Origin of the sequence: Streptomyces sp. NPDC048420 (assembly GCF_040651535.1) — a bacterium.
Taxonomy (GTDB): Bacteria; Actinomycetota; Actinomycetes; order Streptomycetales; family Streptomycetaceae; genus Streptomyces.
In genome coordinates this window covers 216,123-238,656 of record NZ_JBEZKG010000016.1, presented here as the reverse complement: position 1 = coordinate 238,656, position 22,534 = coordinate 216,123, and the positions used below count along the sequence as shown (strand labels likewise).

Annotated in this window: 16 protein-coding genes; 13 read left to right on the top strand and 3 right to left on the bottom strand. The window is 70.1% G+C overall.

The features are described 5' to 3' along the window. Positions 1 to 91: 91 nt before the first annotated feature. Positions 92 to 1,378, bottom strand: coding sequence for a cellulase family glycosylhydrolase (locus AB0D34_RS29895; protein WP_362666796.1), 1,287 nt, complete (start codon positions 1,376 to 1,378; stop codon positions 92 to 94). A gap of 386 nt (positions 1,379 to 1,764) precedes the next feature. On the opposite strand from AB0D34_RS29895, the gene AB0D34_RS29890 reads away from it, so the two are divergent. From AB0D34_RS29890 to tuf, 5 genes are all read left to right on the top strand, one after another. After that, entirely contained in the window at positions 1,765 to 2,229 is a 465-nt protein-coding gene (locus AB0D34_RS29890) for a DUF1707 and DUF4190 domain-containing protein (protein WP_362666793.1), read from the top strand. Positions 2,230 to 2,573: 344 nt separating this feature from the next. Beyond that, entirely contained in the window at positions 2,574 to 2,945 is a 372-nt protein-coding gene (rpsL, locus tag AB0D34_RS29885) for a 30S ribosomal protein S12 (protein ID WP_003948652.1), read from the top strand. A 2-nt stretch (positions 2,946 to 2,947) separates the two neighbouring features. Continuing rightward, positions 2,948 to 3,418 carry a 30S ribosomal protein S7 gene (gene rpsG, locus AB0D34_RS29880; protein ID WP_007384059.1) on the top strand — a complete coding sequence of 157 codons (471 nt, stop codon included), beginning with the start codon at positions 2,948 to 2,950 and terminating at the stop codon, positions 3,416 to 3,418. A 39-nt stretch (positions 3,419 to 3,457) separates the two neighbouring features. Further along, positions 3,458 to 5,584, top strand: a complete 2,127-nt coding sequence (fusA, locus tag AB0D34_RS29875; protein WP_362666790.1) for an elongation factor G — start codon at positions 3,458 to 3,460, stop codon at positions 5,582 to 5,584. 154 nt (positions 5,585 to 5,738) lie between these two features. Continuing rightward, positions 5,739 to 6,932, top strand: a complete 1,194-nt coding sequence (gene tuf, locus AB0D34_RS29870; RefSeq protein WP_355743272.1) for an elongation factor Tu — start codon at positions 5,739 to 5,741, stop codon at positions 6,930 to 6,932. 87 nt (positions 6,933 to 7,019) lie between these two features. On the opposite strand, the gene AB0D34_RS29865 is transcribed toward tuf, so the two are convergent. Further along, positions 7,020 to 7,487 carry a hypothetical protein gene (locus AB0D34_RS29865; protein WP_362666788.1) on the bottom strand — a complete coding sequence of 156 codons (468 nt, stop codon included), beginning with the start codon at positions 7,485 to 7,487 and terminating at the stop codon, positions 7,020 to 7,022. Positions 7,488 to 7,706: 219 nt separating this feature from the next. Here AB0D34_RS29865 and AB0D34_RS29860 point away from each other — a divergent pair, with 219 nt between their 5' ends. The 7 genes from AB0D34_RS29860 to AB0D34_RS29830 all read left to right on the top strand — a co-directional run bounded on the left by AB0D34_RS29860 (position 7,707) and on the right by AB0D34_RS29830 (position 19,604). After that, positions 7,707 to 8,900: an acyltransferase gene (locus AB0D34_RS29860; RefSeq protein ID WP_362666834.1), complete on the top strand. Its 1,194-nt coding sequence runs from the start codon at positions 7,707 to 7,709 to the stop codon at positions 8,898 to 8,900. Between the two features lie 76 nt (positions 8,901 to 8,976). Continuing rightward, complete coding sequence (locus AB0D34_RS29855; protein WP_362666785.1) at positions 8,977 to 9,348, top strand: hypothetical protein; 372 nt, start codon at positions 8,977 to 8,979, stop codon at positions 9,346 to 9,348. A 168-nt stretch (positions 9,349 to 9,516) separates the two neighbouring features. Next, positions 9,517 to 11,523 (top strand): FAD-dependent monooxygenase, encoded by a 2,007-nt coding sequence (locus tag AB0D34_RS29850; RefSeq protein WP_362666783.1) that lies wholly within the window; start codon positions 9,517 to 9,519, stop codon positions 11,521 to 11,523. 72 nt (positions 11,524 to 11,595) lie between these two features. Continuing rightward, positions 11,596 to 16,917: a beta-ketoacyl synthase N-terminal-like domain-containing protein gene (locus AB0D34_RS29845; RefSeq protein ID WP_362666781.1), complete on the top strand. Its 5,322-nt coding sequence runs from the start codon at positions 11,596 to 11,598 to the stop codon at positions 16,915 to 16,917. A 126-nt stretch (positions 16,918 to 17,043) separates the two neighbouring features. Next, a complete protein-coding gene (locus AB0D34_RS29840; RefSeq protein WP_362666778.1) occupies positions 17,044 to 18,717 on the top strand; it encodes an AMP-binding protein in 1,674 nt (557 codons plus the stop codon). A 39-nt stretch (positions 18,718 to 18,756) separates the two neighbouring features. Continuing rightward, a complete protein-coding gene (locus AB0D34_RS29835) occupies positions 18,757 to 19,365 on the top strand; it encodes a VOC family protein (RefSeq protein WP_362666776.1) in 609 nt (202 codons plus the stop codon). Continuing rightward, entirely contained in the window at positions 19,362 to 19,604 is a 243-nt protein-coding gene (locus AB0D34_RS29830) for a hypothetical protein (RefSeq protein WP_362666774.1), read from the top strand. Before AB0D34_RS29835 ends, AB0D34_RS29830 begins: the two co-directional genes overlap by 4 nt. Positions 19,605 to 19,976: 372 nt before the next feature. On the opposite strand, the gene AB0D34_RS29825 is transcribed toward AB0D34_RS29830, so the two are convergent. After that, on the bottom strand, positions 19,977 to 20,894 hold the full coding sequence (locus tag AB0D34_RS29825; protein WP_362666772.1) for a LysR family transcriptional regulator: 918 nt from the start codon (positions 20,892 to 20,894) through the stop codon (positions 19,977 to 19,979). Between the two features lie 156 nt (positions 20,895 to 21,050). Between AB0D34_RS29825 and AB0D34_RS29820 the strand changes: the two genes are divergently transcribed. Further along, on the top strand, positions 21,051 to 22,478 hold the full coding sequence (locus AB0D34_RS29820; RefSeq protein ID WP_362666770.1) for an MFS transporter: 1,428 nt from the start codon (positions 21,051 to 21,053) through the stop codon (positions 22,476 to 22,478). Positions 22,479 to 22,534: the final 56 nt, after the last annotated feature.

The window sequence follows — 22,534 nt, the reverse complement described above, 5'->3', positions numbered from 1 at the left end:
CCTCCGCCTTGCAGCTGCACGCACCAGACCCCGCTCACCTGCGCTGACAAGGCGCCGTTCCTTGGAGCCGGCCTGATCCGCCGGACAGGCCCTAGCCGTGGTCCTTGCGGTAGGCGGCGATGGCCTTCCGCAGGGCCTCGAAGGCCGGCTTACGGGTGCCGTCGTAGTACTCCAGACCGTAGTGCTGCGCCTTCCTGGACGTCGCGGTCTCGCGCTCGCCGTCCTGGTAGGCGAACCAGAACATCACGTCCACCGAGGGGATCGCGGCCGACGCCGGCACGGTGTCGGTGGCGATCTCCGCCTGGAGCCGGGGCGTGACGTACTGGGTACCCACGGCGTCCGGGCTGTCCGCGGCCTTCCCCTGGGACCAGGTGGGCGCGCCGGTCTCGGTGATCCAGATCGGCATCTTGGGCTTGCCGTACTTCGTCAGGGTGGCGACGAGGCTGTCCTGCGTGCGGTCGATGTCCTCGTAGCGGGTGCCGGTGGCGGTCTTGGTGCTCGGCAGCAGGGGATAGGTGTACGGGTGGTAGGAGATGGCGTCCACGTACTTCAGGGCGCCCAACCGGGCCGTCTCCGACAGGAACGTCTTGTGTGACACGTACCCCTTGGACGGGATGGTGTCCACCGCGGCCAGTCCACCGAACAGGAGATAGGCCTTGGGGTCGGCGGAGCGCATGGCCGGGGCGGTCGCGGCCAGCAGGTCGGTGTAACGCTCGGCGTCGGGGCCGGTCTTCCAGAACGGCAGGATGTTCGGCTCGTTCCATATCTCCCAGGTGTGCACGCCCTTGGGCGCGTACCGCTCGACGGCCTGACGCGAGAACTCGGCGAACTGCGCGTCGCTCGCGGGCGGGCAGGCCTGGGCGGTGCTTCCGCAGTCCGGGGCAGCGGCCCAGCGCGGGGTGTAGGAGATGGTGGGCAGGACCTCCATACCGTGGGCGTGGGCAGCGTCCACCACACGGTCGAAGCGTTCCCACAGATACTGACTGGAGCTGTCGGGCTGGATGTTGCGCCACGACAGGTCCACCCGCAGCCAGCCGACGCCCAGTTCCTCGGCGTCGTCCATCGCCTTGGTGAGTTCGCTGTCCGTCATCCAGGTCAACCGGTCGCCGAAGGCCAGCCCGAAGCGGAGTTCCCGGTCCGAGGCCTTGCTCGCCCCGGAGTCGCCCGCCGCGGACGCGGACGCGGCGCCGACGCCGTCATCGGGGACACGGGACGGGGTGCCGGCACCGGACAGGGCGACCACGGCGGCCACCGAGGCGCCGAGGACGCCGACGGAGACGAGTGCGCCGAGGAGCCGTCGCTGCACTCCGGACCGCTGCTTGCGGCGGGAGCGGGAGTGGGAACGGCCGGATGCGGGCTGTACGGGCTGCTGAGACACCCGGGCAGCCTAATGTCGGGTGCCCGGAGAATGGAGACATTGTGGCGGAGTCGTGATTGAGAGGCTTGCGTGTGGGGTAGTTAGATTCATTTTTGCCGGAATATTCGTCTCCCCTCGCCTGGGTCGGCCGCCACGGCGTCCTGGCCGCCGCGGCCGACATGTGTGGTGGAAAAGGACGGATGATGCCGCATCATGGAGGGACCTCGGGGGTCGGGAGGTGCTCCGTGTCGCAGTCGTCGTGGCAGCCGTGGCAGGACAAGGACGAGCCGTCCGGTGACGGCGGGTCGAACGCGTGGCACGGGAGAGGGGTCCCGAACCTCCAGCCCCATCACCCACCCTCGTGGCCGAGCGCGAACCATCACCCGCAGCCCCAGACGGCCCCCGCCATGCTCGCCTCCCACGCCGACCGGGAACGCGCCGTCGACGTGTTGCGGGCCGGATACGGCGAGGGGCGGCTGGAGAAGGCTGAGTTCGACAAGCGGGTGGAGCGGGCTTACGGGGCGCGGACCGTCGGGGAGGTGGCGCTGCTCGTGTCCGATCTGCCGCTCGGGCCCGTGCCGCAGCCGGCGCCCTACACCGTCGTACCGCGGACGTTTCTGCCCGCGCCGCGGCCGCGGGCGAACGGGAAGGCGGTCGGAGCCGCGGTGTGCGGGCTGCTCTGTGTGCCGACGTTCGGGTTCACCGGGATCCCGGCGGTGATCCTCGGGCACGCGGCGCGGGCGGAGATCGAGCGGACGGGAGAGGGCGGCGACGGGCTCGCGCTGACCGGGCTGGTGTTCGGCTGGCTGTCGATCGCCGCGTGGTCGGTGCTGATGACACTGCTGATCGCGGTGGGGCTCGCCTCCGGGTGAGCGGCGCGTGAGCGGTGGTGTGAGCGGCGTCCGGACGTGTGCGGATCGTTAAATCGAAGATCGTCCACGGCGTAGGGGCTTGACATGCCGCGCATAACGATGCGGCCCGGCTCCATTTGTTTTGACCGCAGCGAATGAGCTAGGTACGCTCAGACCTTGTGCCTGGGGTGTGCCCTGGCTCTCGTGCGTGCCTTCAACCGCACTAGGGGAGCCGCGAGCGGCCACCGCAATCTGCGCCCTTTTCGCCTCGCGGCGGGAGTCGCCGGATTCGACACACCCGACCGCGTGGGTCGGCGACGTTCCAGGTTAGCTTCACCATTCGGCACACAGAAACCGGAGAAGTAGTGCCTACGATCCAGCAGCTGGTCCGCAAGGGCCGGCAGGACAAGGTCGAGAAGAACAAGACGCCCGCACTCGAGGGTTCCCCTCAGCGTCGTGGCGTCTGCACGCGTGTGTTCACGACCACCCCGAAGAAGCCGAACTCGGCCCTGCGTAAGGTCGCGCGTGTGCGTCTGACCAGCGGGATCGAGGTCACCGCTTACATTCCGGGTGAGGGACACAACCTGCAGGAGCACTCCATCGTGCTCGTGCGCGGCGGCCGTGTGAAGGACCTGCCCGGTGTTCGCTACAAGATCATCCGCGGCTCCCTTGACACCCAGGGTGTCAAGAACCGCAAGCAGGCCCGCAGCCGCTACGGCGCCAAGAAGGAGAAGTAAGAATGCCTCGTAAGGGCCCCGCCCCGAAGCGCCCGGTCATCATCGACCCGGTCTACGGTTCTCCTCTTGTCACCTCCCTCATCAACAAGGTGCTGCTGAACGGCAAGCGCTCCACCGCCGAGCGCATCGTGTACGGCGCCATGGAGGGCCTGCGCGAGAAGACCAGCAACGACCCGGTCATCACGCTGAAGCGCGCGCTGGAGAACATCAAGCCCACGCTTGAGGTCAAGTCCCGCCGTGTCGGTGGCGCCACCTACCAGGTGCCGGTCGAGGTCAAGCCCGGCCGCGCCAACACGCTGGCGCTGCGCTGGCTGGTCGGTTACTCCCGCGCCCGTCGCGAGAAGACCATGACCGAGCGTCTGCTCAACGAGCTTCTCGACGCTTCGAACGGCCTCGGTGCGGCCGTCAAGAAGCGCGAGGACACGCACAAGATGGCCGAGTCCAACAAGGCCTTCGCGCACTACCGCTGGTAGTCGCAGACCCCATCGAGACCGAGAGAAGACTGAAGCCTTATGGCTACCACTTCGCTTGACCTGGCCAGGGTCCGCAACATCGGGATCATGGCCCACATCGACGCGGGCAAGACGACCACCACCGAGCGGATCCTGTTCTACACCGGCGTTTCGTACAAGATCGGTGAGGTCCACGACGGCGCCGCCACCATGGACTGGATGGAGCAGGAGCAGGAGCGTGGCATCACGATCACCTCTGCTGCCACCACCTGTCACTGGCCGCTCGAGGACGACGACTACACGATCAACATCATCGACACCCCCGGGCACGTCGACTTCACGGTCGAGGTGGAGCGTTCGCTCCGCGTCCTCGACGGTGCGGTCACGGTGTTCGACGGCGTCGCGGGTGTCGAGCCCCAGTCCGAGACCGTGTGGCGTCAGGCCGACCGCTACGGCGTGCCGCGCATCTGCTTTGTGAACAAGCTGGACCGTACCGGCGCCGAGTTCCACCGCTGCGTGGACATGATCTCGGACCGTCTGGGCGCCGTCCCGCTCGTCATGCAGCTGCCGATCGGCGCCGAGATGGACTTCAAGGGCGTTGTGGACCTGGTCCGCATGAAGGCGCTCGTGTGGTCCGCCGAGGCCGCCAAGGGCGAGATGTACGACGTCGTCGACATCCCGGCCACGCACACCGAGGCTGCCGAGGAGTACCGCGGCAAGCTGGTCGAGGCCGTCGCGGAGAACGACGACGAGATCATGGAGCTGTTCCTGGAGGGCCAGGAGCCCACCGAGGAGCAGCTGTACGCCGCGATCCGTCGCATCACCATCGCGTCCGGCAAGTCCGACGGCGTCACGGTCACCCCGGTGTTCTGTGGCACCGCGTTCAAGAACAAGGGCGTCCAGCCCCTGCTCGACGCGGTCGTGCGCTACCTCCCCACCCCGCTCGACGTCGAGGCCATCGAGGGCCACGCGGTGAACGACCCGGAGGAGGTCGTCAAGCGCAAGCCGTCCGACGACGAGCCGCTGTCCGCGCTGGCGTTCAAGATCATGAGCGACCCGCACCTCGGCAAGCTCACCTTCGTCCGGGTCTACTCGGGCCGCCTGGAGTCCGGCACCGCGGTGCTGAACTCCGTCAAGGGCAAGAAGGAGCGCATCGGCAAGATCTACCGCATGCACGCGAACAAGCGTGAGGAGATCGAGTCGGTGGGCGCCGGCGACATCATCGCCGTCATGGGTCTGAAGCAGACCACGACCGGTGAGACGCTGTGCGACGACAAGCAGCCGGTGATCCTGGAGTCCATGGACTTCCCGGCGCCGGTCATCCAGGTCGCCATCGAGCCCAAGTCCAAGGGTGACCAGGAGAAGCTGGGTGTCGCCATCCAGCGTCTCGCGGAGGAGGACCCCTCCTTCCAGGTCCACTCGGACGAGGAGACCGGCCAGACCATCATCGGTGGTATGGGCGAGCTGCACCTCGAGGTGCTGGTCGACCGTATGCGCCGTGAGTTCAAGGTCGAGGCCAACGTCGGCAAGCCGCAGGTCGCCTACCGCGAGACGATCCGCAAGGCCGTCGAGCGCGTCGACTACACGCACAAGAAGCAGACTGGTGGTACCGGCCAGTTCGCCAAGGTGCAGATCGCGATCGAGCCGATCGAGGGCGGCGACGCCTCGTACGAGTTCGTGAACAAGGTGACCGGTGGTCGTATCCCGAAGGAGTACATCCCTTCGGTCGACGCCGGTGCGCAGGAGGCCATGCAGTTCGGCATCCTCGCCGGGTACGAGATGACGGGCGTCCGCGTCACGCTTCTCGACGGTGCCTACCACGAGGTCGACTCCTCCGAGCTCGCGTTCAAGATCGCCGGTTCGCAGGCCTTCAAGGAGGCCGCGCGCAAGGCGTCCCCCGTGCTCCTTGAGCCGATGATGGCCGTCGAGGTCACCACGCCCGAGGACTACATGGGTGAGGTCATCGGCGACATCAACTCCCGCCGTGGTCAGATCCAGGCCATGGAGGAGCGGGCCGGTGCCCGCGTCGTGAAGGGCCTCGTGCCCCTCTCGGAGATGTTCGGCTACGTCGGAGACCTCCGCAGCAAGACGTCGGGTCGCGCAAGCTACTCGATGCAGTTCGACTCCTACGCCGAGGTTCCGCGGAACGTCGCCGAGGAGATCATCGCGAAGGCCAAGGGCGAGTAACGCACCGCGTTCGCACGCTTTAGGCTTGACTCCGGAGCCCGGAGGGGCATTCACCCGCGTTTGTGGGGGAGTGCCCCCGGGCCGAGGCTTTCCAGCAAAGATCACCTGGCGCCGATGAAGCAAGGCGTTCAGAACCACTCCACAGGAGGACCCCGTGGCGAAGGCGAAGTTCGAGCGGACTAAGCCCCACGTCAACATCGGCACCATCGGTCACATCGACCACGGTAAGACGACCCTCACGGCCGCCATTACCAAGGTGCTGCACGACGCGTACCCCGACCTGAACGAGGCCTCGGCGTTCGACCAGATCGACAAGGCTCCCGAGGAGCGCCAGCGCGGTATCACCATCTCGATCGCGCACGTCGAGTACCAGACCGAGACGCGTCACTACGCCCACGTCGACTGCCCCGGTCACGCGGACTACATCAAGAACATGATCACGGGTGCGGCGCAGATGGACGGCGCCATCCTCGTGGTCGCCGCCACCGACGGCCCGATGCCGCAGACCAAGGAGCACGTGCTCCTGGCCCGCCAGGTCGGCGTTCCGTACATCGTCGTCGCCCTGAACAAGGCCGACATGGTGGACGACGAGGAGATCCTGGAGCTCGTCGAGCTCGAGGTGCGTGAGCTCCTCTCCGAGTACGAGTTCCCGGGCGACGACGTTCCGGTCGTCAAGGTCTCGGCGCTCAAGGCTCTCGAGGGCGACAAGGAGTGGGGCCAGTCGGTCCTGGACCTGATGGCCGCCGTCGACGAGGCGATCCCGCAGCCCGAGCGTGACGTCGACAAGCCGTTCCTGATGCCGATCGAGGACGTCTTCACGATCACCGGTCGTGGCACCGTCGTCACCGGTCGTATCGAGCGTGGTGTCCTCAAGGTCAACGAGACCGTCGACATCATCGGCATCAAGACCGAGAAGACCACCACCACGGTCACCGGCATCGAGATGTTCCGCAAGCTGCTCGACGAGGGCCAGGCCGGTGAGAACGTCGGTCTGCTCCTCCGTGGCATCAAGCGCGAGGACGTCGAGCGCGGCCAGGTCATCATCAAGCCGGGCTCGGTCACCCCGCACACCGAGTTCGAGGCGCAGGCCTACATCCTGTCCAAGGACGAGGGTGGCCGCCACACGCCGTTCTTCAACAACTACCGTCCGCAGTTCTACTTCCGTACGACGGACGTGACCGGCGTGGTGACCCTCCCCGAGGGCACCGAGATGGTCATGCCGGGTGACAACACCGAGATGAAGGTGGAGCTCATCCAGCCCGTCGCCATGGAAGAGGGCCTGAAGTTCGCCATCCGTGAGGGTGGTCGCACGGTGGGCGCCGGCCAGGTCACCAAGATCAACGCTTGATCTTGACCTGGTAGGTCTTAGGGACCGGCAGGTCTCTGAAGGGGCCCGTACGACTTCGGTCGTGCGGGCCCCTTCGCATGCCCGGCCTCAGATGCGGGCGAGGATCTGCCGGACGGGGCGCCCGAGGGCCTCTCCGATCGCGCCCAACTCCCGCTCGTCGAACGGCTCCCGGTCCGGATTCCATACGGCGATCTCGAACCGCGCGAACCCGCAGGGCCGGTCGTACTCCAGGGCGTCCAGCGAGGTCGCGGCCCCGCAGCAGGGGACCATCACGGCGAGGGTGGCGAACCCGTCGTCGCAGTGGGCCTCGATCAGATCCCGGTACCACTCGGCGTCGATCGCCGCCCCGCAGGCCGGGCAGCCGATCCCCGTAAGGTTCTCGCCGCAGTCGACGGCGGTGACCGTGTCGTACCAGTCGACGTCGATCTCGGTGTCGAACCCGCCGTCGTCCTGGGGGGCGAGGCGGGTCACGAGTGCCGCGGCGCGGTCCCCGGCGTCACGGCCGGGCTGCCAGTGGGGGTCGGCCGGGATGACCGAGTAGACGGTGTCGCGCATGGGCTCACCCTCTCGGGTCACCGCCGACTCCTGTCAAATGAAGTCTGGGAGAACCTTGTGGAGCCGCTCGGCGAGGGTTGGGGCAACTCCCCGGCACCGGTGGGAGGAATGTTCTTGTCTGGTCACTGTGGGGTGGTTGTGCGGGTCGTAGCCTGAGGCGTCCGGAGGCCACCCCGGCCCGGGATTCCCTCGCGAGGACGGACGGACACGCAGGTGTCGATGCAGGACGCGGAGAGCAGAACGTCGATACCGAGACGGGTCGTCAGCGGCCTGCAACAGCCGCTCCCTCCCCTCGCCGTGCCGTCCCCGCCGCGTCAGCCGGCCCGGCACGGTGCCGTACGCGAGCGCGCCGGCCGTCGGCTCTACGCCATCGACGGCATCCGGCTGCTCGCCGCCCTCATGGTCGCGATGCACCCCTACGCCGGCACCAACCGGGTCGACCAGCCGGGCAACCGCATCTGGGACCGGCCGGTGTCCGACATCATGCCGACGGTCTTCCGGTTCGCGTCCTACGGCTGGATCGGCGTCGAGATCTTCTTCGTGATCAGCGGCTTCGTGATCTGCATGTCCTGCTGGGGCCGTACCCCCAGGCAGTTCTTCACCTCGCGAGTGATCCGGCTGTACCCCGCGTACTGGTTCGCCATCGCCTTCACCACCACCGTCCTGATGCTGCTGCCCGGCGTCTGGGACCGCCTGCGCATGCGGGACGTACTCCTCAACATCACGATGCTTCAGTCCGGCTCGGGCGTCATGAACGTCGACGGCGTCTACTGGACCCTCTGGTCCGAGCTGCGCTTCTACCTGCTCTTCCTGGTGGTCGTGTGGAGCGGTCTGACCTACCGCAAGGTCGTGGTCTTCTGCTGTGTGTGGGGCGCCGCCGCGATGCTCGCCCCGATCTCGAAGCTGCCCCTGCTGGAACTGGTGGCGAACCCCGAGGGCGCCTGGTACTTCATCGCCGGTCTCTCCCTGTACCTGATGCACCGCTTCGGCCAGGACCTGCTGCTGTGGGGCATCCTCGCGATGGCCTGGCTGATGGGTCAGCGTGAACTCGGCATCCGGATCGACGAGGTCGAGCATGTGTCGGGGTGGCGGGGGAGCGTGGCGATCTTCACCGTGTTCCTGCTGGTCATGGTCGCCATCGCGCTCGGCGCGACCGACCGCATCCGCTGGAGGTGGCTGGTGACGGCGGGGGCCCTGACCTATCCGCTGTACCTGATGCACTACGCGGCCGGTACGGCGATCATCAACCGCCTGCGCGACACGATGGACGCCCGCCTGCTGGTCGTCTCCGTTATCGCCGGGTTCCTGCTGCTGAGCTGGCTGGTGCACCGGTTCGTGGAGCGTCCGGCGGCACGGCTGCTGAAGCGGGGGCTGGACACGTCGTTCGCGCGGCTGCGGAACGCGAGCGCCTGAACGCCCGTACGGCGACCGTGCTTTCTGAGTACGAACGCTCATGCGGACACGTGTGCGTGGGCGCTGTGATGGACCCATGCCGGACCTCACGCTCGACGACGACCTCACGCTCGACGACGACCGCGCGACCGGTGCCTGGGTCGCCCCGCTGATCTCGACGCTGTTGACCCTGCCCGCGTGTCTGCTCGCCTACGTCTTCGGCGGGCTTTCCGTGATGGCGTGCGACTCCTGCGCCGCCCCCGAAGCCGACCGCTTCGAGTCGAGCTTCGGCATCGCCTTCCCGGTGCTGCTCGGCGGCCTGGGCATCGCCCTGTTCCTGCTGGCCGCCGGCTGGGCCCTGCCGTGGGAACGCCGCAACACGGCCCGCCGCGTGGGACTGGCGCTGGCGGCACCGGTGATGGTGCCGGTCGTGTACGTCCTGTTCGCGGTGCTGGTGGACTGGCCGTAGGAGCTGGTGCCGTGCACCCACCCCATCGATATCTCCCTTTATTGCAAAAGGAATGTAAACCGCAAGAGGGCTTGATCCCCGCTTGAGTCTGGCTTGATCTGGCTGCGGAACACTCAATCCCAGCGACAAATCGAGTGACTGTTCGTCCAGTGTCCTGGGGTGGGGATAATGCTTGATGTCGGCGTGATCGGCGGAGGGCCCGGCGGGCTTTTTCTGGCTCGTCTCCTGCTGATGCGGGGAATAGCGGCACGAGTTCATGTGCGTGAGCGCAATCCCGTGGGGGCGACGTTCGGATTCGGGATCGTCTTTTCCGACCGGACCATGTCGGCGCTGCGTGCGGCGGACCCTGGGACGCACGATCGCATCGTCGCGGCCAGCCGTTCCTGGCGCGACATGGAGGTCCGCGTCGGCGGGCGGGAGCTCCGGTACGGCGGGTACGGCTTCACCGCCATCGCCCGGCGCACTCTGCTGGACATCCTCCAGGAGCAGGCCCTGGCCAGCGGGGCCCGGCTCGACCACCGCACCGAGGCGGACGCGGCGGACCTGTGTGCCGAGCACCAGCTCGTCGTGGCCGCCGACGGGGTCGGTTCGGTCACCAGGAATGCCCGCGAGGAAGCATTCGGAACAACGGTGGAGGTGGGCTCCGCCAAGTTCGTCTGGTATGGCACCACCGCGCCGATGCAGCGAGTGACTTTCCCGTTCGTCAGGACCGCATTCGGTGTCTTCGCCGCACACACCTACCCGTTCGCCGACGGTCTCAGCACCTTCATCGTGGAAACCGACGAGCAGGCGTGGCGCGCTGCCGGAATGGATGTATCCACGGAGCGGGTGAATTCCGCAGGGGGTAGCGACGAGTATTCCCAGCAATTGATGGAAGAGGTGTTCGCCGACCATCTCAAAGGACACCCGCTGCTGGTGAACAACAGTCGCTGGGCCAATTTCCGAGTGGTCCACAACCGGGTCTGGTGGCACGACAACCTGGTACTGCTCGGCGATGCCGCGCACACCGCTCACTTCTCCGTCGGCTCGGGAACGAAGCTCGCGATGGAGGACGCGATCGGTCTGGCCGATGCCCTCGGGGAGTGGAGCGGCTCCAGCGGCCCGCGAACGGTCGCGCCCGCCGATCTGGCCCCGGCCTTCAAGTCGTACGAGGAGGCCCGTCGGCCGGCGGTGGCCCGCACCCAGAACCTGGCGGCTCCCAGCATGCGATGGTGGGAGACCTTCGCGCAGCGGGTCGACCGGGACCCCGAGAGGTTCGGATTCCACTTCCTGACCCGTACCCCGGCGATCAGCCTGGCGGGACTGCGGCGCCGCCACCCTGAGCGCATCGCCGAGGCGGAGTCGGCCTTCGTCGTCGAGGCCAGGTCACTCGGTGCCGCGGCGGCCGGCTCCGACACGTCGGCGTCCGAGGGCAGTACGCCCCACGCGCTGGCGTTCCCCCTGCGGCTCGGTGAAACCGTTCTCCGCAACCGGATGCTCAGCGTGATTCCTCCGTCGCCCGGACAGCCGGACGTCTGTGTGGCTCAGGCGCTGACGGGGAACGGCCTCGTTCTCGCCGACTGGAGCGGCACCGCCCGTCAACACGTCACCCGGGTCGGGCCGGCCGCGGAGGAATGGCGTACGGCTGTCCACGAGGCGGGGCTCGCCGGTGCGTTGATCGGTGCGGTGGTGGACGGCGAAGGGGTCCGGGCGCAGCCACCGGAGCGGCTCCTGGAGATGCCGGTCCTGGTCCTGCTCCTCGACGAACCGACACCGGGGACCTTCGCCCGCGCCGTCGCCGCGCTGCCCCCGCGGAAGGCCGGCCGGCAGATCCTCATTGGCCTCACATGCCCCGACGGCCGTCCGCCCCGCGAGTACGCCGACCGGTTGGCGGCCTGCGCGTCGGCAGCCGCGGCGGCGGGAGCGGTGGGCATCCACCTGCGCCTGCCGGAACCCGACACCTCGACGGAGTCGGCCACCGGGGTCGGAGAGGACCCCTGGACGGTGGTCCTGGAACTGGCCGACCGGCTTCGGACCGAGTCCGGACTCCCCTTGATCATCGATGCCGTCGGAGGCTGGGCACTCGACGCCCCCGGGCACACGGCCGACAACTGGCCCGCCCGTCTGCACACAGCGCTGGTCGCGGGGCGCGTGGACGCCGTCGCGTCCTTCCCGTTGATGTCCTCGGCCCGCTGACGCGCCGGGTCTTTCCTCACCCCCCACCTCTCACCACCCTCGCCATGCCCTATTCGAGTGGAGATCGCTGAGATGACTGCTTCCTACGAGCCCGACGAGGCGGAGCGCCCGTCGAACGAGGCCGAGTCGACGCCCTTCGTCCGAAGAACGCCCGAGCCCGTCGCCGTCATCGGCATGGGCTGCCGGTTCGCCGGCGGCGTCGACTCACCCGAGGACTACTGGCGGCTCCTGATGGAGCGCCGCGACGGCATCGGGGAAGTCCCTCAGGAGCGCTGGGAGTCCTACGAGGAGGCCGGCCCCCAGAACGCCGCGGCGCTGCGCGAGGTGACCCGCGGCGGCGGCTTCCTGGACGACATCGCGGGTTTCGACGCCGACTTCTTCGGCATCCTGCCCCGTGAGGCGGAACTGATGGACCCCCAGCAGCGCATCGTGCTGGAGGTCGCCTGGGAGGCGCTCGAGCACGCCGGGATACGGCCGCGCTCGCTGGCCGGCGGTGACGCGGGCGTCTTCATCGGCGTCGGCTCCGACGACTACGGGCGCCGGATGCTGGAGGACCTGCCGCGGATCGAGGCGTGGACGGGGATCGGCGCGGCCTTCTGCGCGGTGGCCAACCGCGTCTCCTACACCCTCGACCTGCGCGGATCGAGCCTGGCCGTGGACACCGCCTGTTCCGCCTCGCTGGTCGCCCTCCACCTCGCGTGCCAGGCGCTGCGCTCCGGCGAATGCCCGGTGGCGCTGGCGGGCGGCGTGAACATCATGGCCGGCCCTGGGCTGACCATGGTCCTCGACAAGGCCGGGGCGGTCTCGCCGGACGGGCGCAGCAAGTCCTTCGACGCCTCCGCCGACGGCTACGGCCGCGGTGAGGGCGCCGGCGTCGTCGTACTCAAGCGGCTTTCCGACGCCCAGCGCGACGGCGACCGGGTCCTCGCGGTCATCCGCGGCAGCGCGGTCAACCAGGACGGCCGTACCAACGGCATCATGGCGCCCAGCGAGGAGGCGCAGGCGCACCTGCTGCGTCAGGCGTACCGGTCCTGCGGCGTCGACCCCGCCACCGTCGACTACGTCGAGGCGCACGGGACCGGCACCCGGGCCGGTGACCCGATCGAGGTCGGGGCCATGGCCCAGGTCTTCGGCCCGCGTCCGGCCGACCGGCCCTGCCTGGTGGGCTCCGTGAAGCCCAACATCGGGCACCTGGAGGCCGGTGCGGGCGTGGCCGGGCTGATCAAGGCCGTACTCGCGCTGCACCACGGTGAGATCCCGCCGCAGGCCGACTACTTCACCACCCCCAACCCGGCCATCCCGTGGGACGAGGCGGGGCTGAAGGTGGTCACCGAACCCACCTCCTGGCCGGTCACCGACCACCCGCGCCGAGCCGGTGTCTCCGGCTACGGCTACGGCGGAACCATCAGCCACCTCGTCCTGGAGGAGGCGCCCGCCCCGACGCCCCGTCAGCAGGCAGGCGGCGAGACCCCGGGCACGCTGCTCCTCCCGCTGTCCGCGGCCACCGAGGCGGGCGTGCGCGCCCAGGCCGGACGCCTGGCCGGGTGGCTGACCGGACCCGGCGCCGGGACCCCGCTGGCCGACGTCGCGGCCACGCTGTCGGTGCACCGCGACCACGTCCAGTCCCGGGCCGCCGTCGTGGTGTCCGACCCGGAGCAGGCCGTACGACGGCTCACCGCCCTGGCCGAGCAGCGCCCCGAGGACGGCGTGGAGACCGGTGCCGTCCTGCCCTCGGCCGACGACGCGGTCTGGGTCTTCTCCGGCCACGGCGCCCAGTGGATCGGCATGGGCCGCGAACTCCTGGAGCGCGAGCCGGTGTTCGCCGCCGTGCTCGACGAGATCGAGCCGGTCTTCCTGACGGAGATCGGGTTCTCGCCCCGCCAGGTGCTGATCGACGGCGATCTCGTCGAGGTGGACCGGATCCAGCCGATGATCTTCGCGATGCAGGTGGCGCTCTCCGCCGTATGGCATGCGCGCGGTCTGCGGCCGTCCGCCGTGATCGGCCACTCGGTCGGCGAGATCGCCGCCGCGGTCGAGGCCGGCGTCCTGAGCCTGCTCGACGGCTCCCGGCTGATCTGCCGGCGCTCCGCCCTGCTGCGCCGGGTCGCGGGCAAGGGCGCGATGGTCATGGTGAACCTGCCCTTCGACGAGGTCGCCGAGCGCCTGGCCGACCGGGCGGACATCAGCGCCGCCATCGCCGCCTCGCCCGGCTCCACGGTGGCCGCCGGCGGCGTCGACACCGTGGCCGCGGTCGCCACCGGCTGGGAGGCGCAGGGCCTGACCGTCCGCCGGGTCGCCTCCGATGTCGCCTTCCACAGCGACCACATGGATCCGCTCCTCGACGACCTGCGGCGCGCCGCCGGTGACCTGCGGCTGAACGAGCCCGTGATCCCCGTCTACAGCACCGCTCTCGCCGACCCGCGCAGCGTCGCCCCGCGCGACGGCGACTACTGGGCCGCCAACCTGCGCAACCCGGTCCGGTTCGGCAGCGCCGTCCAGGCGGCCGCCGAAGACGGCCACCGCGCCTTCCTGGAGGTCTCCGCCCACCCCGTGGTCGCGCACTCGATCGTGGAGACCCTGGGCGAGAGCGGCATCGACGACGTCGTCGTGGCGCACACGCTGCGCCGGAACAAGCCGGAGCTCGACACCCTGCTGGCGAACGCCGCCGCGCTGTTCAGCCACGGCGTCCCGGTCGACTGGTCCGCGATCGTCCGCGGCACGCTGGTCGACCTGCCGGTCCGTGCCTGGCAGCACCGGCCGTTCTGGTACGGCTCCGCGCCCACCGCCCAGCTCGGCGGCGGACAGCACGACCCGCTGAGCCACACCCTGCTCGGCCGCGGAGTGACCGTCAACGGCACCACTCCTTCGCGGCTCTGGCAGACCTACCTGGACGAGAGCTGCCGCCCCTACCCCGGCGACCACCCGGTCCAGGGCGTCGAGATCATCCCGGCGACGGTCCTGCTGAACACGTTCTTCACCGCCGCCGCGGACGGGGCCGGCTTCCCCGGTCTCACCGAGGTCAACCTGCGGGTTCCGGTGGCCGTCAGCACCCCGCGGGAGGTGCAGGTGGTGCTCCAGGAGGGCGCGCTGCGCATCGCCTCGCGCATCGTCGGCGCCGAGGAGGCCGACTCGGACGGCGCCTGGCTCACCCACACGACCGCGGTGGTCTCCCCGGCCACCGAGGTGGGCACGCGCCGGCTGGAGCCGGCCGAGATCCGCTCGCGCTGCCCGGAGGTGCTGCCCGAGGAGTACGTGATCGACCGGCTCGCCGGCATCGGCGTGGCCGCCATGGGATTCCCCTGGCGGGTGCGCGAAATGCGGCGCGGCGAGGGCGAGTTGGCCGCCGTCGTCACTGCCACGCCGGACGGCTCCGCGCCGTCCTCCTGGGCGAGCGTCCTGGACGCCGCCCTCTCCATCGCCTCGGTGGCCTTCCCCGGCAGCCCGATCCTGCGGATGCCCGCCCACATGCACGAGGTCGCCCTGCTCGGGGACTGCCCGGCGGAGGTCGTCCTGCATGTGCGCTGCGCCGACGGTCCGGCGGCGGTGGACACCGTGGACGTGCTGATCGCTGATTCCCACGGCGAGGTCGTCGCCCGGTTCGGCGGACTGCGTTACGGCGTCCTCGACGGCGACCCGGGTGCGACCGCGAGCCCGCGCCGCCTGGTGAGCGAGCTGTCCTGGCAGCCGCAGGACCGGCCCGCGGAGCCCGGGCCGCTGGCCGAAGTGGTGCTGCTGGGCGACCCGGAGGCCGCGCAGTCGATCGGTGAGGGCTTCTCGCGGGCGGGCGTCCCGTGGCGCGTGGCCGCCGACCCTGATGAACTCGGGACGGTGGGCCCCGAGACCGCGGTCCTGGTCGTTCCCGGCCGCGAGCACGGGCCCGCCCCTGACGGCGTCGCCGCCTCCTGGCTGCTGACCCGAACGGTTCAGTTGCTGGCCCGGCAGAGGGCCGGCGAGCGTCCGGTCGTCCGTGCGGTGACGCGCGGCGTCCGGGAGAGCCTGCTGCAGGAGGCGCTGGGCGACTCGGTGCTGTGGGGTCTCGGCCGGGTGCTGGCCGGTGAGCACCCGGAGCTGTTCGCGGGGGTGGCCGACCTGTCCGCCCGTCCGGCCGACGAGGAGCTGGCCGCCCTGGTCGACCTGGTCCGCGAGGACGCCGGACGGCGACCCGGTGAGGAGGTCGTCTCCCTGCGCGGGGCCCTGCGCGAGGTGCCGAGGCTGGTCGCGGTCGAGCGGGAGCCGGAGTGTGCTGCCCTGGAGTGCCGTGCCGACGGCACCTACCTGGTCACCGGTGGTCTCGGTGTGCTGGGTCTGGAGGTGGCGACCTGGCTGGCGGGCCGAGGCGCCCGGCGTCTTGTGCTGGCGGGCCGGACGGCTCTGCCGCCGCGGTCGCAGTGGCACTCGGTCTCGGATCCCGCGACACGTCAGCGGGTCGACGCGGTGCAGATGCTGGAGGGCCTGGGCGTCACGGTGCGCACCGTCGCCGTCGACGTCGCCGACCGCGAGGCCCTCGCGGCGGCGCTCGACCCGGAGGCGCTGGGACTGCCCCCGATCCGGGGTGTGGTGCACGCGGCCGGGGTGCTCGACAACCGGATGGCCGTCGACGTCGACGAGGCGTCGTTGGCCGCCGTGCTGCGGCCCAAGGCCGCGGGCGCCCTGGCCCTGCACGAGCTCTTCCCCGCCGGCGTTCTCGACTTCATGGTCCTCTTCTCCTCCTGCGGCCAGCTTCTCGGCCTGCCCGGCCAGGCCAGCTACGGCTCGGCCAACGCCTTCCTGGACGCGCTGGCCTGGCATCGCGCGGCCCTCGGCGACCGCACGCTGAGCGTCGCCTGGACCTCCTGGCGCGGGCTGGGGATGTCGACCTCCTCCGAACTGATCGACATCGAGCTGGCCGCCCGCGGCACCGGGGACATCTCGGCCGCCGAGGCCTTCCGCAGCTGGGAGTTCGTCTCCCGCTACGACCTGTCCTACGCGGCGGCCATGCGGATCCTGCCGCCGGAACCCGGAGCGGAGCGCCCTCGGCTGCTGGCCGAACTGGCCGTCCCCGACGCCGACACGCCCGGCCAGGCGGAGACCGAGTGGGCGGCGCTGGCCCCCGAGGAGCTGCGCGGCTACTTGGTGGACGAGGTCCGCTCCCAGGTGGCCGGGGAGCTGAAGTTCGACCCGGACACCTTCGACGTCCGCCGCCCGCTCATGGAGATGGGCCTGGACTCGGTGATGACCGTGGTGATCCGGCGCCGACTGGAGAAGATCTTCCGGCTCTCGCTGCCGAGCACGCTGCTCTGGGACCGCCCCACGGTGGCAGCCATCGGCGAGTTCCTGTTCGAGCTGCTCCAGACCGCGGGCACCGAGGAGACGCGCGGCGAGGAGCCGGAGCTGGTCGAGCCGCTCGTCGGCTGACCCGCTGACAGCACGGCTCAAGGCCATGGCGGGCCGGACGACCGGCCCGCCCGACTACCGGACCCACGGTGCCGCCCGGCTCGCACGAGCTGCCGGCCGGGCGGCACCCGTCAGGGAGGGGAGAAGATGATGCGCACCGGCGTGGTCGGTTGGCCCCGTGAGGCCGCCGACCGGTACATCGCCTCGGGACTGTGGCGACGGCGACCGCTGGGCAGCTGGGTGTGGGACTGGGCGGACCGCTACGGGCACCGCACCGCCGTGGTGGACGGCGCGATCCGGCTCAGCTACCGCGAACTCGCCGAGCGGACGGACGCGTTGGCGGAGCGCCTGCTCGGGCTCGGCCTCGGAAACGGCGACAACCTGCTGGTCCAGCTGCCCAACTGCTGGGAGTTCCTCGGCCTGTTCCTGGCCTGCCAGCGGATCGGGGTGGCGCCGCTGCTGGCGCTGCCGGCGCACCGGGAGCACGAGCTGGCCTACCTCGCGGACCTCGCGGACGCCGCGGCGATCGTCGTACCGGACACACTGCGTGGCTTCGACCACCAGTCGCTGGCCGCGCGGATCGCCTCGGAACGCCCGGGGAACTGCCCGGTACTGGTGCTCGGTGGCGAGCCGGATCCCGGGCATCTGGATCTGTCGGCGATGCTCAGCCCGCGATCCGGCACCACGCAACGACGTGCCCGGCTCGACGCGTTGGCTCCGGAGCCCGAGGAGGTCGCGTTCTTCCTGCTCTCCGGCGGGACGACCGGTCTGCCGAAGATCATCGCGCGGACCCACAACGACTACGAGTACAACGTCCGGCGCAGTGCCGAGGTCTGCGGTTTCTCCCCGGAGACCGTCTACCTCGCGGTGCTGCCGGTGGCCCACAACTTCGCGCTGGGCTGCCCGGGAGTGCTCGGCGCCCTGTCCGTCGGCGGCCGGGTCGTGATGTGCCCGTCGCCGCGTGCCGAGATCGCCTTCCCGGAACTGGCCCGGGAACGGGTCACGGTCACCTCCGTGGTCCCGGCCGTCGCCAGGACCTGGCTGGAGGCCGCCGGCGCCGCCGGCCCGGATCTGGAGAGCCTGCGCGTGCTCCAGGTCGGAGGGTCGGTGCTGCCGGCCGATCTGGCGCAGGGCCTCGCCCCCACTCTGGGCTGCACCCTTCAGCAGGTGTTCGGGATGGCGGAGGGGCTGCTCAACTACACCCGGCTGACCGACCCGCCGTTCGTGGTCAGGACCACCCAGGGCCGGCCGATCTCCGAAGCGGACGAAGTCCTGATCGTCGGTCCCGACGGCCGGCCGGTCGAGGAGGGGGAGACCGGGGAGCTGCTGACCCGCGGCCCCTACACACCGCGGGGCTACTTCCGCGCACCGGAGCACAACGCCCGCGCCTACACGCCGGACGGCTGGTACCGCTCCGGTGACCTGGTGCGCCTCCACCCGAGCGGCAACCTCGTGGTCGAGGGGCGGATCAAGGACCAGGTCAACCGGGGCGGCGAGAAGATCGCGATCGACGAGGTGGAAGGCCTTGTCCGCCGGGTGCCGGGGGTCACGGAGGCGGCCGCCGTCGCCCTGCCCCACCCCCTCCTCGGGGAGTGCGTGGGGGTGTGCGTCGTTCCCGTACCCGGCTCGCACCCGACGCTGGCGCACATCCGGACGTACTTCGAGGAATGCGGCGTAGCGGCCTTCAAGCACCCGGACGAACTGCGGCTCGTGCCGACCCTGCCGCTGACGGCGGTGGGCAAGGTCGACCGCAAGCAGCTGCTGGAGCTGTTCGCCGTCGCACAGCCCACCGCTTCACCCGCCCTCGGCCGTACCGCCTGACGGACCGAGCCATCCGCTCATCGATCAAGGAGTCGATCCATGACCGACCAAGTTCCCGAGGTCGTGCTGTCGCCGGAGCAGGCAGCGCTCCGCCTGAGGGGCGTGGACCATCTCGCCTGGGTGACCTGGAAACCCGAGGAGACCGTGCGGTTCTACCGTGACGTACTGGGTCTTCCCCTGGTGCACGCGATCACCGCCACCGGCTGGGTCAGCGAGACCTTCCCGGACTTCGTCCACTTCTTCTTCGCCCTCGGCAACGGCGACCACCTGGCCTTCTTCTACTACTTCGGGCTTCCCGAGGAGGAGCAGCCCGGTGACCTCATGCACAGGTCCCGGCACCTGGCGCTCCACGTCGACACCGAGCAGGAACTGCTCGACTGGCGGGCCCGGCTCAAGGCGCACGGTGTGCGGGTCACGCCGCCCCTCGCCCACGAGCTGCTGGAGTCGCTCTACTTCGACGACCCCAACGGGATCCAGCTGGAGATCACCCGCCCGCTGCGCCCGTTCGCGCCCATCGACGCCCGGGACGCCGAACTCACCCTGCGCGCCCTGTCCGACGTCACCCGCAGCGGTAAGCCGACCGTGGAGGAGATGTGGCGCCGCAAGGGAGAACTGTCCCGAGCCCACACCGAGGAGCAGAACCGATGACGACCCTGTACGTGCTCGACATCCCCGAGTTCGGTGCCTTCGTTGAGGCCGCCGAGAACCAGCACATGACCGTCCGCCGGGCCGGTGACTACGTCGAGGTGACCGCGGACGGGCCGCTGGAGATCCAACGGGCGCAGGTGGGTGCCAGACCCGCGATCTGGTTCGCGGCCCTGACCGCGGGTTACCGGGGGCGCCTGGTCACCTTGGACGAGGATCGCCTGCTTCTGGTCGATAAGTGACCGGTGGTGTGCGGCTGGTGGCTCGCTCGTGGTGAGGGCGGGAGGTGTGCGGCCGGTGGCTGGCTCGTGGTGCGGGCGGGAGGTGTACGGCCGGTGGCTCATCCGCCGTCCCGGCGGGTGGCGTGCGGCTGGTGGCCCGCCCGTGGTCTCGGCGGGTAGCGGTGTGCCGGCCCGTGGTTCGCCTGTGGTGCTGGTGGGCGTGGTGTGCGGCCGGTGGCTCACTTGCGGTCCGGGTGGGTAGGGGTGTGCGGTCGGCGGCTCGCCCGTGGTCCCGGCGCGTGCGGCCAGTGGTTCGCCTGTGGTCCTGGTCGGCATGGTGTGCGGCCGGTGGCTCATCCGTGGTTCCGGCAGGCGGTGGTGTGCGGCCGTGGCTTACCCGTGGTCTCGGCGGGTGGGCGTGTGTCGGCCCAGCAATGTGCCGGTGGTGTCGAGGAAAGGCAGAAGCGCCGGGGGCTGTTGCCCGTCGCGGCGCCAGGTCGCGTGGATCGGGGCCTCGTACTGGAGCCCCTGCCACGGGACCAGACCGAGGGTCCCCCGGGCCAGGTCCGCGGCCACGGCGATCTGGGGCAGCAACGCACAGCCCATGCCGGCCGCGACGCAGGTCCGCAGGGCGCCGATGCTGGTGAGTTCCGCCGCGACGCGAGGGCGGGGCCCCGGCGCGGATCCGAGTGCCTCCTCGAACATCAGCCGGTAGCTGCAACCGGACTCCGTCACCAGGAAGTCGACGCCCGCGAGATCGGAGGTGGTCACCGACTCCCGTTGGGTCAGCGGGTGGCCCTTGGGGGCCACGACGACGACCGGTTCCGGCACCAGCGGCATGCTCTCCAGGTCCGGGTGGTCCGGGGGCGCGCCGAAAGTGAAACAGAGGTCCAGTGTTCCCTCACGCACTCCGCTGCGGCACTCCTCCCGGTTCCCGGGGCGCAGCACCACATGCACCTTCGGGCAGTCCTCACGGAAGCGGGTCAGCAGCGCGGGGAGCCGGTAGACGCAGAGCGTCTCCGGAGCCCCGATCAGCAACTCCCCTCCGGGGCTGCCGACTTCGGTGACCGCCGCCCTGGCCTCCTCGGCGAGGGAGAGCATTCTCTCGGCGTAGTCGACCAGGCGGCGGCCGGCCGGGGTGAGCCGGAGACCGCGGTTGGACCGCTCGAACAGGCGCACACCCAGATCCTGTTCCAGTGCCTTGATCTGTTCGGTCACGCTCGACTGCGCGTAGTTCAACCGCTCGGCGGCACGCGTCACGTTCAACGCGTCGGCCACCGTCCGGAACGTACTGAGCTGCCGCAACTGCATGATGCTGTCCCCCCGGCGTCGGCATCGGCTCTCCCGATGATGCCATCGGAAGCTCCCGTTTCCGATCGACTTCCGCTCTTGTCAAGCTTGAGTTCCGACCTCTTCGACGGCCACCACACTTCCCCCCGGCCGTTACCGCTTCATGAAAGGTGTGTCATGTCTGCGCCAACTACGCAGGCCTCCGGCGTCTCCGGCAAGGCGCTCGCCGAGGACCCCGGACGTCGACGGCTGCTGCTCATCGGCCTCTCGCTCGGCTACTTCATGGTTCTCCTCGACACCAGCGTGGTGAACGTCGCTCTGCCCGCCATCCGCAGCGACATCGGCGGCGGACTGTCCGGGCTCCAGTGGGTGGTCAACGGCTACACCCTGACCTTCGCCGCCCTGCTGCTCACCATGGGAGCGCTGTCCGACCGTTTCGGCGGGCGCCGGGTCTTCATCGTCGGCACCTGGGCCTTCCTCCTCGCGTCGCTGATCACGGTCTTCTCGCCGAACCTCGGCGTGCTGATCACCATGCGCGCCCTGCTCGGTGTCGCGGGAGCAGCGCTGCTGCCCTCCTCCATGGCCGTCATCGCCACCACCTTCACCGACCCGGCTCAGCGCGCCCGCGCCCTCGGCTCCTGGGCGGCCATCACCGGTGCCGCACTGGCCGCAGGACCGGTCCTCGGCGGCGTCCTCACCGACGCCCTCGGCTGGCGCAGCATCTTCGCCATCAACGTGCCCGTGGCGCTGGTCAGCGTGCTCGTCGCCCGTGCCCACGCGCCCGAGACCAAGCGGAACACCAGCCGTGGGGTGGATCTGCCAGGCCAGGTCAGCGCGGTGCTCGCGCTTGCCGGGCTCACCTTCGCCGTCATCCAGAGCGAGAACCTCGGCTGGGGCTCGAAGCCCGTACTGGGGGCGCTCGCCGTGGCCGTGGTGGCCGGGGTGGTCTTCCTGGTCGTAGAGCGCCGGCCGGCCGGGCCGCGCGGCCCGATGCTCCCGCTGATCCTCTTCCGCAACGCCACCTTCTCGGCCAGTGTGCTCAACGGCCTGCTCGTCAACTTCGGCCTCTCCGGGCTGCTGTTCGTCATGTCCCTGTACTTCCAGCAGGCGCGTGGCCTCTCTGCCCTGCTGGCCGGCTGCGCCTTCCTGCCGCTCACCCTGCCGACGGCCTTCAACCCCGTCTACACGGGCCGGCTGGTCGCGCGATCCGGACCGCGGAAGCCGTCCGTGCTGGGCTTCGGGCTCCTGACGGTCGGTGCGGCCGTTCTCATCGGCGGCGTCACGGGGACGGGAACCGCGCACACCCTGCTGATCGGGATCGGCCTGCTGGCCTTCGGCTTCGGTGTGTCCTTCGCGATTCCCTCCCTGGTGACGGCGACCGTCTCGGCCACACCGAAGGAGCAGGTCGGCATCGCGTCCGGCGTGCTGAACTCCGCACGCCAGACCGGTGCCGTCATCGGGGTCTCGGTACTCGGCTCGGTGCTGCACGCGGCATCCGACTCCACGGACGGCAGCCGTACCGCGCTGATCATCGCCACCGCGGCACTCCTGCTCGGTCTGCTGCTGTCCATCGCGTACATCGGACGGAACAAGCAGTCGGCCTAGCCGACGGACCGGTTGCGTGCCGTCGGCGTCGTTGCCCCGGCATGCAACCGGCCGGC

Bases quoted from the DNA above. Each gene is read 5' to 3' on its own strand.
- AB0D34_RS29845 (WP_362666781.1), top strand. From the start codon at position 11,596: ATGACTGCTTCCTACGAGCCCGACGAGGCGGAGCGCCCGTCGAACGAG.
- AB0D34_RS29890 (WP_362666793.1), top strand. From the start codon at position 1,765: ATGCTCGCCTCCCACGCCGACCGGGAACGCGCCGTCGACGTGTTGCGG.
- AB0D34_RS29850 (WP_362666783.1), top strand. From the start codon at position 9,517: ATGCTTGATGTCGGCGTGATCGGCGGAGGGCCCGGCGGGCTTTTTCTG.
- rpsG (WP_007384059.1), top strand. From the start codon at position 2,948: ATGCCTCGTAAGGGCCCCGCCCCGAAGCGCCCGGTCATCATCGACCCG.
- AB0D34_RS29840 (WP_362666778.1), top strand. From the start codon at position 17,044: ATGATGCGCACCGGCGTGGTCGGTTGGCCCCGTGAGGCCGCCGACCGG.
- AB0D34_RS29855 (WP_362666785.1), top strand. From the start codon at position 8,977: ATGCCGGACCTCACGCTCGACGACGACCTCACGCTCGACGACGACCGC.
- fusA (WP_362666790.1), top strand. From the start codon at position 3,458: ATGGCTACCACTTCGCTTGACCTGGCCAGGGTCCGCAACATCGGGATC.
- AB0D34_RS29835 (WP_362666776.1), top strand. From the start codon at position 18,757: ATGACCGACCAAGTTCCCGAGGTCGTGCTGTCGCCGGAGCAGGCAGCG.
- AB0D34_RS29860 (WP_362666834.1), top strand. From the start codon at position 7,707: ATGCAGGACGCGGAGAGCAGAACGTCGATACCGAGACGGGTCGTCAGC.
- AB0D34_RS29865 (WP_362666788.1), bottom strand. From the start codon at position 7,487: ATGCGCGACACCGTCTACTCGGTCATCCCGGCCGACCCCCACTGGCAG.
- AB0D34_RS29825 (WP_362666772.1), bottom strand. From the start codon at position 20,894: ATGCAGTTGCGGCAGCTCAGTACGTTCCGGACGGTGGCCGACGCGTTG.
- AB0D34_RS29830 (WP_362666774.1), top strand. From the start codon at position 19,362: ATGACGACCCTGTACGTGCTCGACATCCCCGAGTTCGGTGCCTTCGTT.
- AB0D34_RS29820 (WP_362666770.1), top strand. From the start codon at position 21,051: ATGTCTGCGCCAACTACGCAGGCCTCCGGCGTCTCCGGCAAGGCGCTC.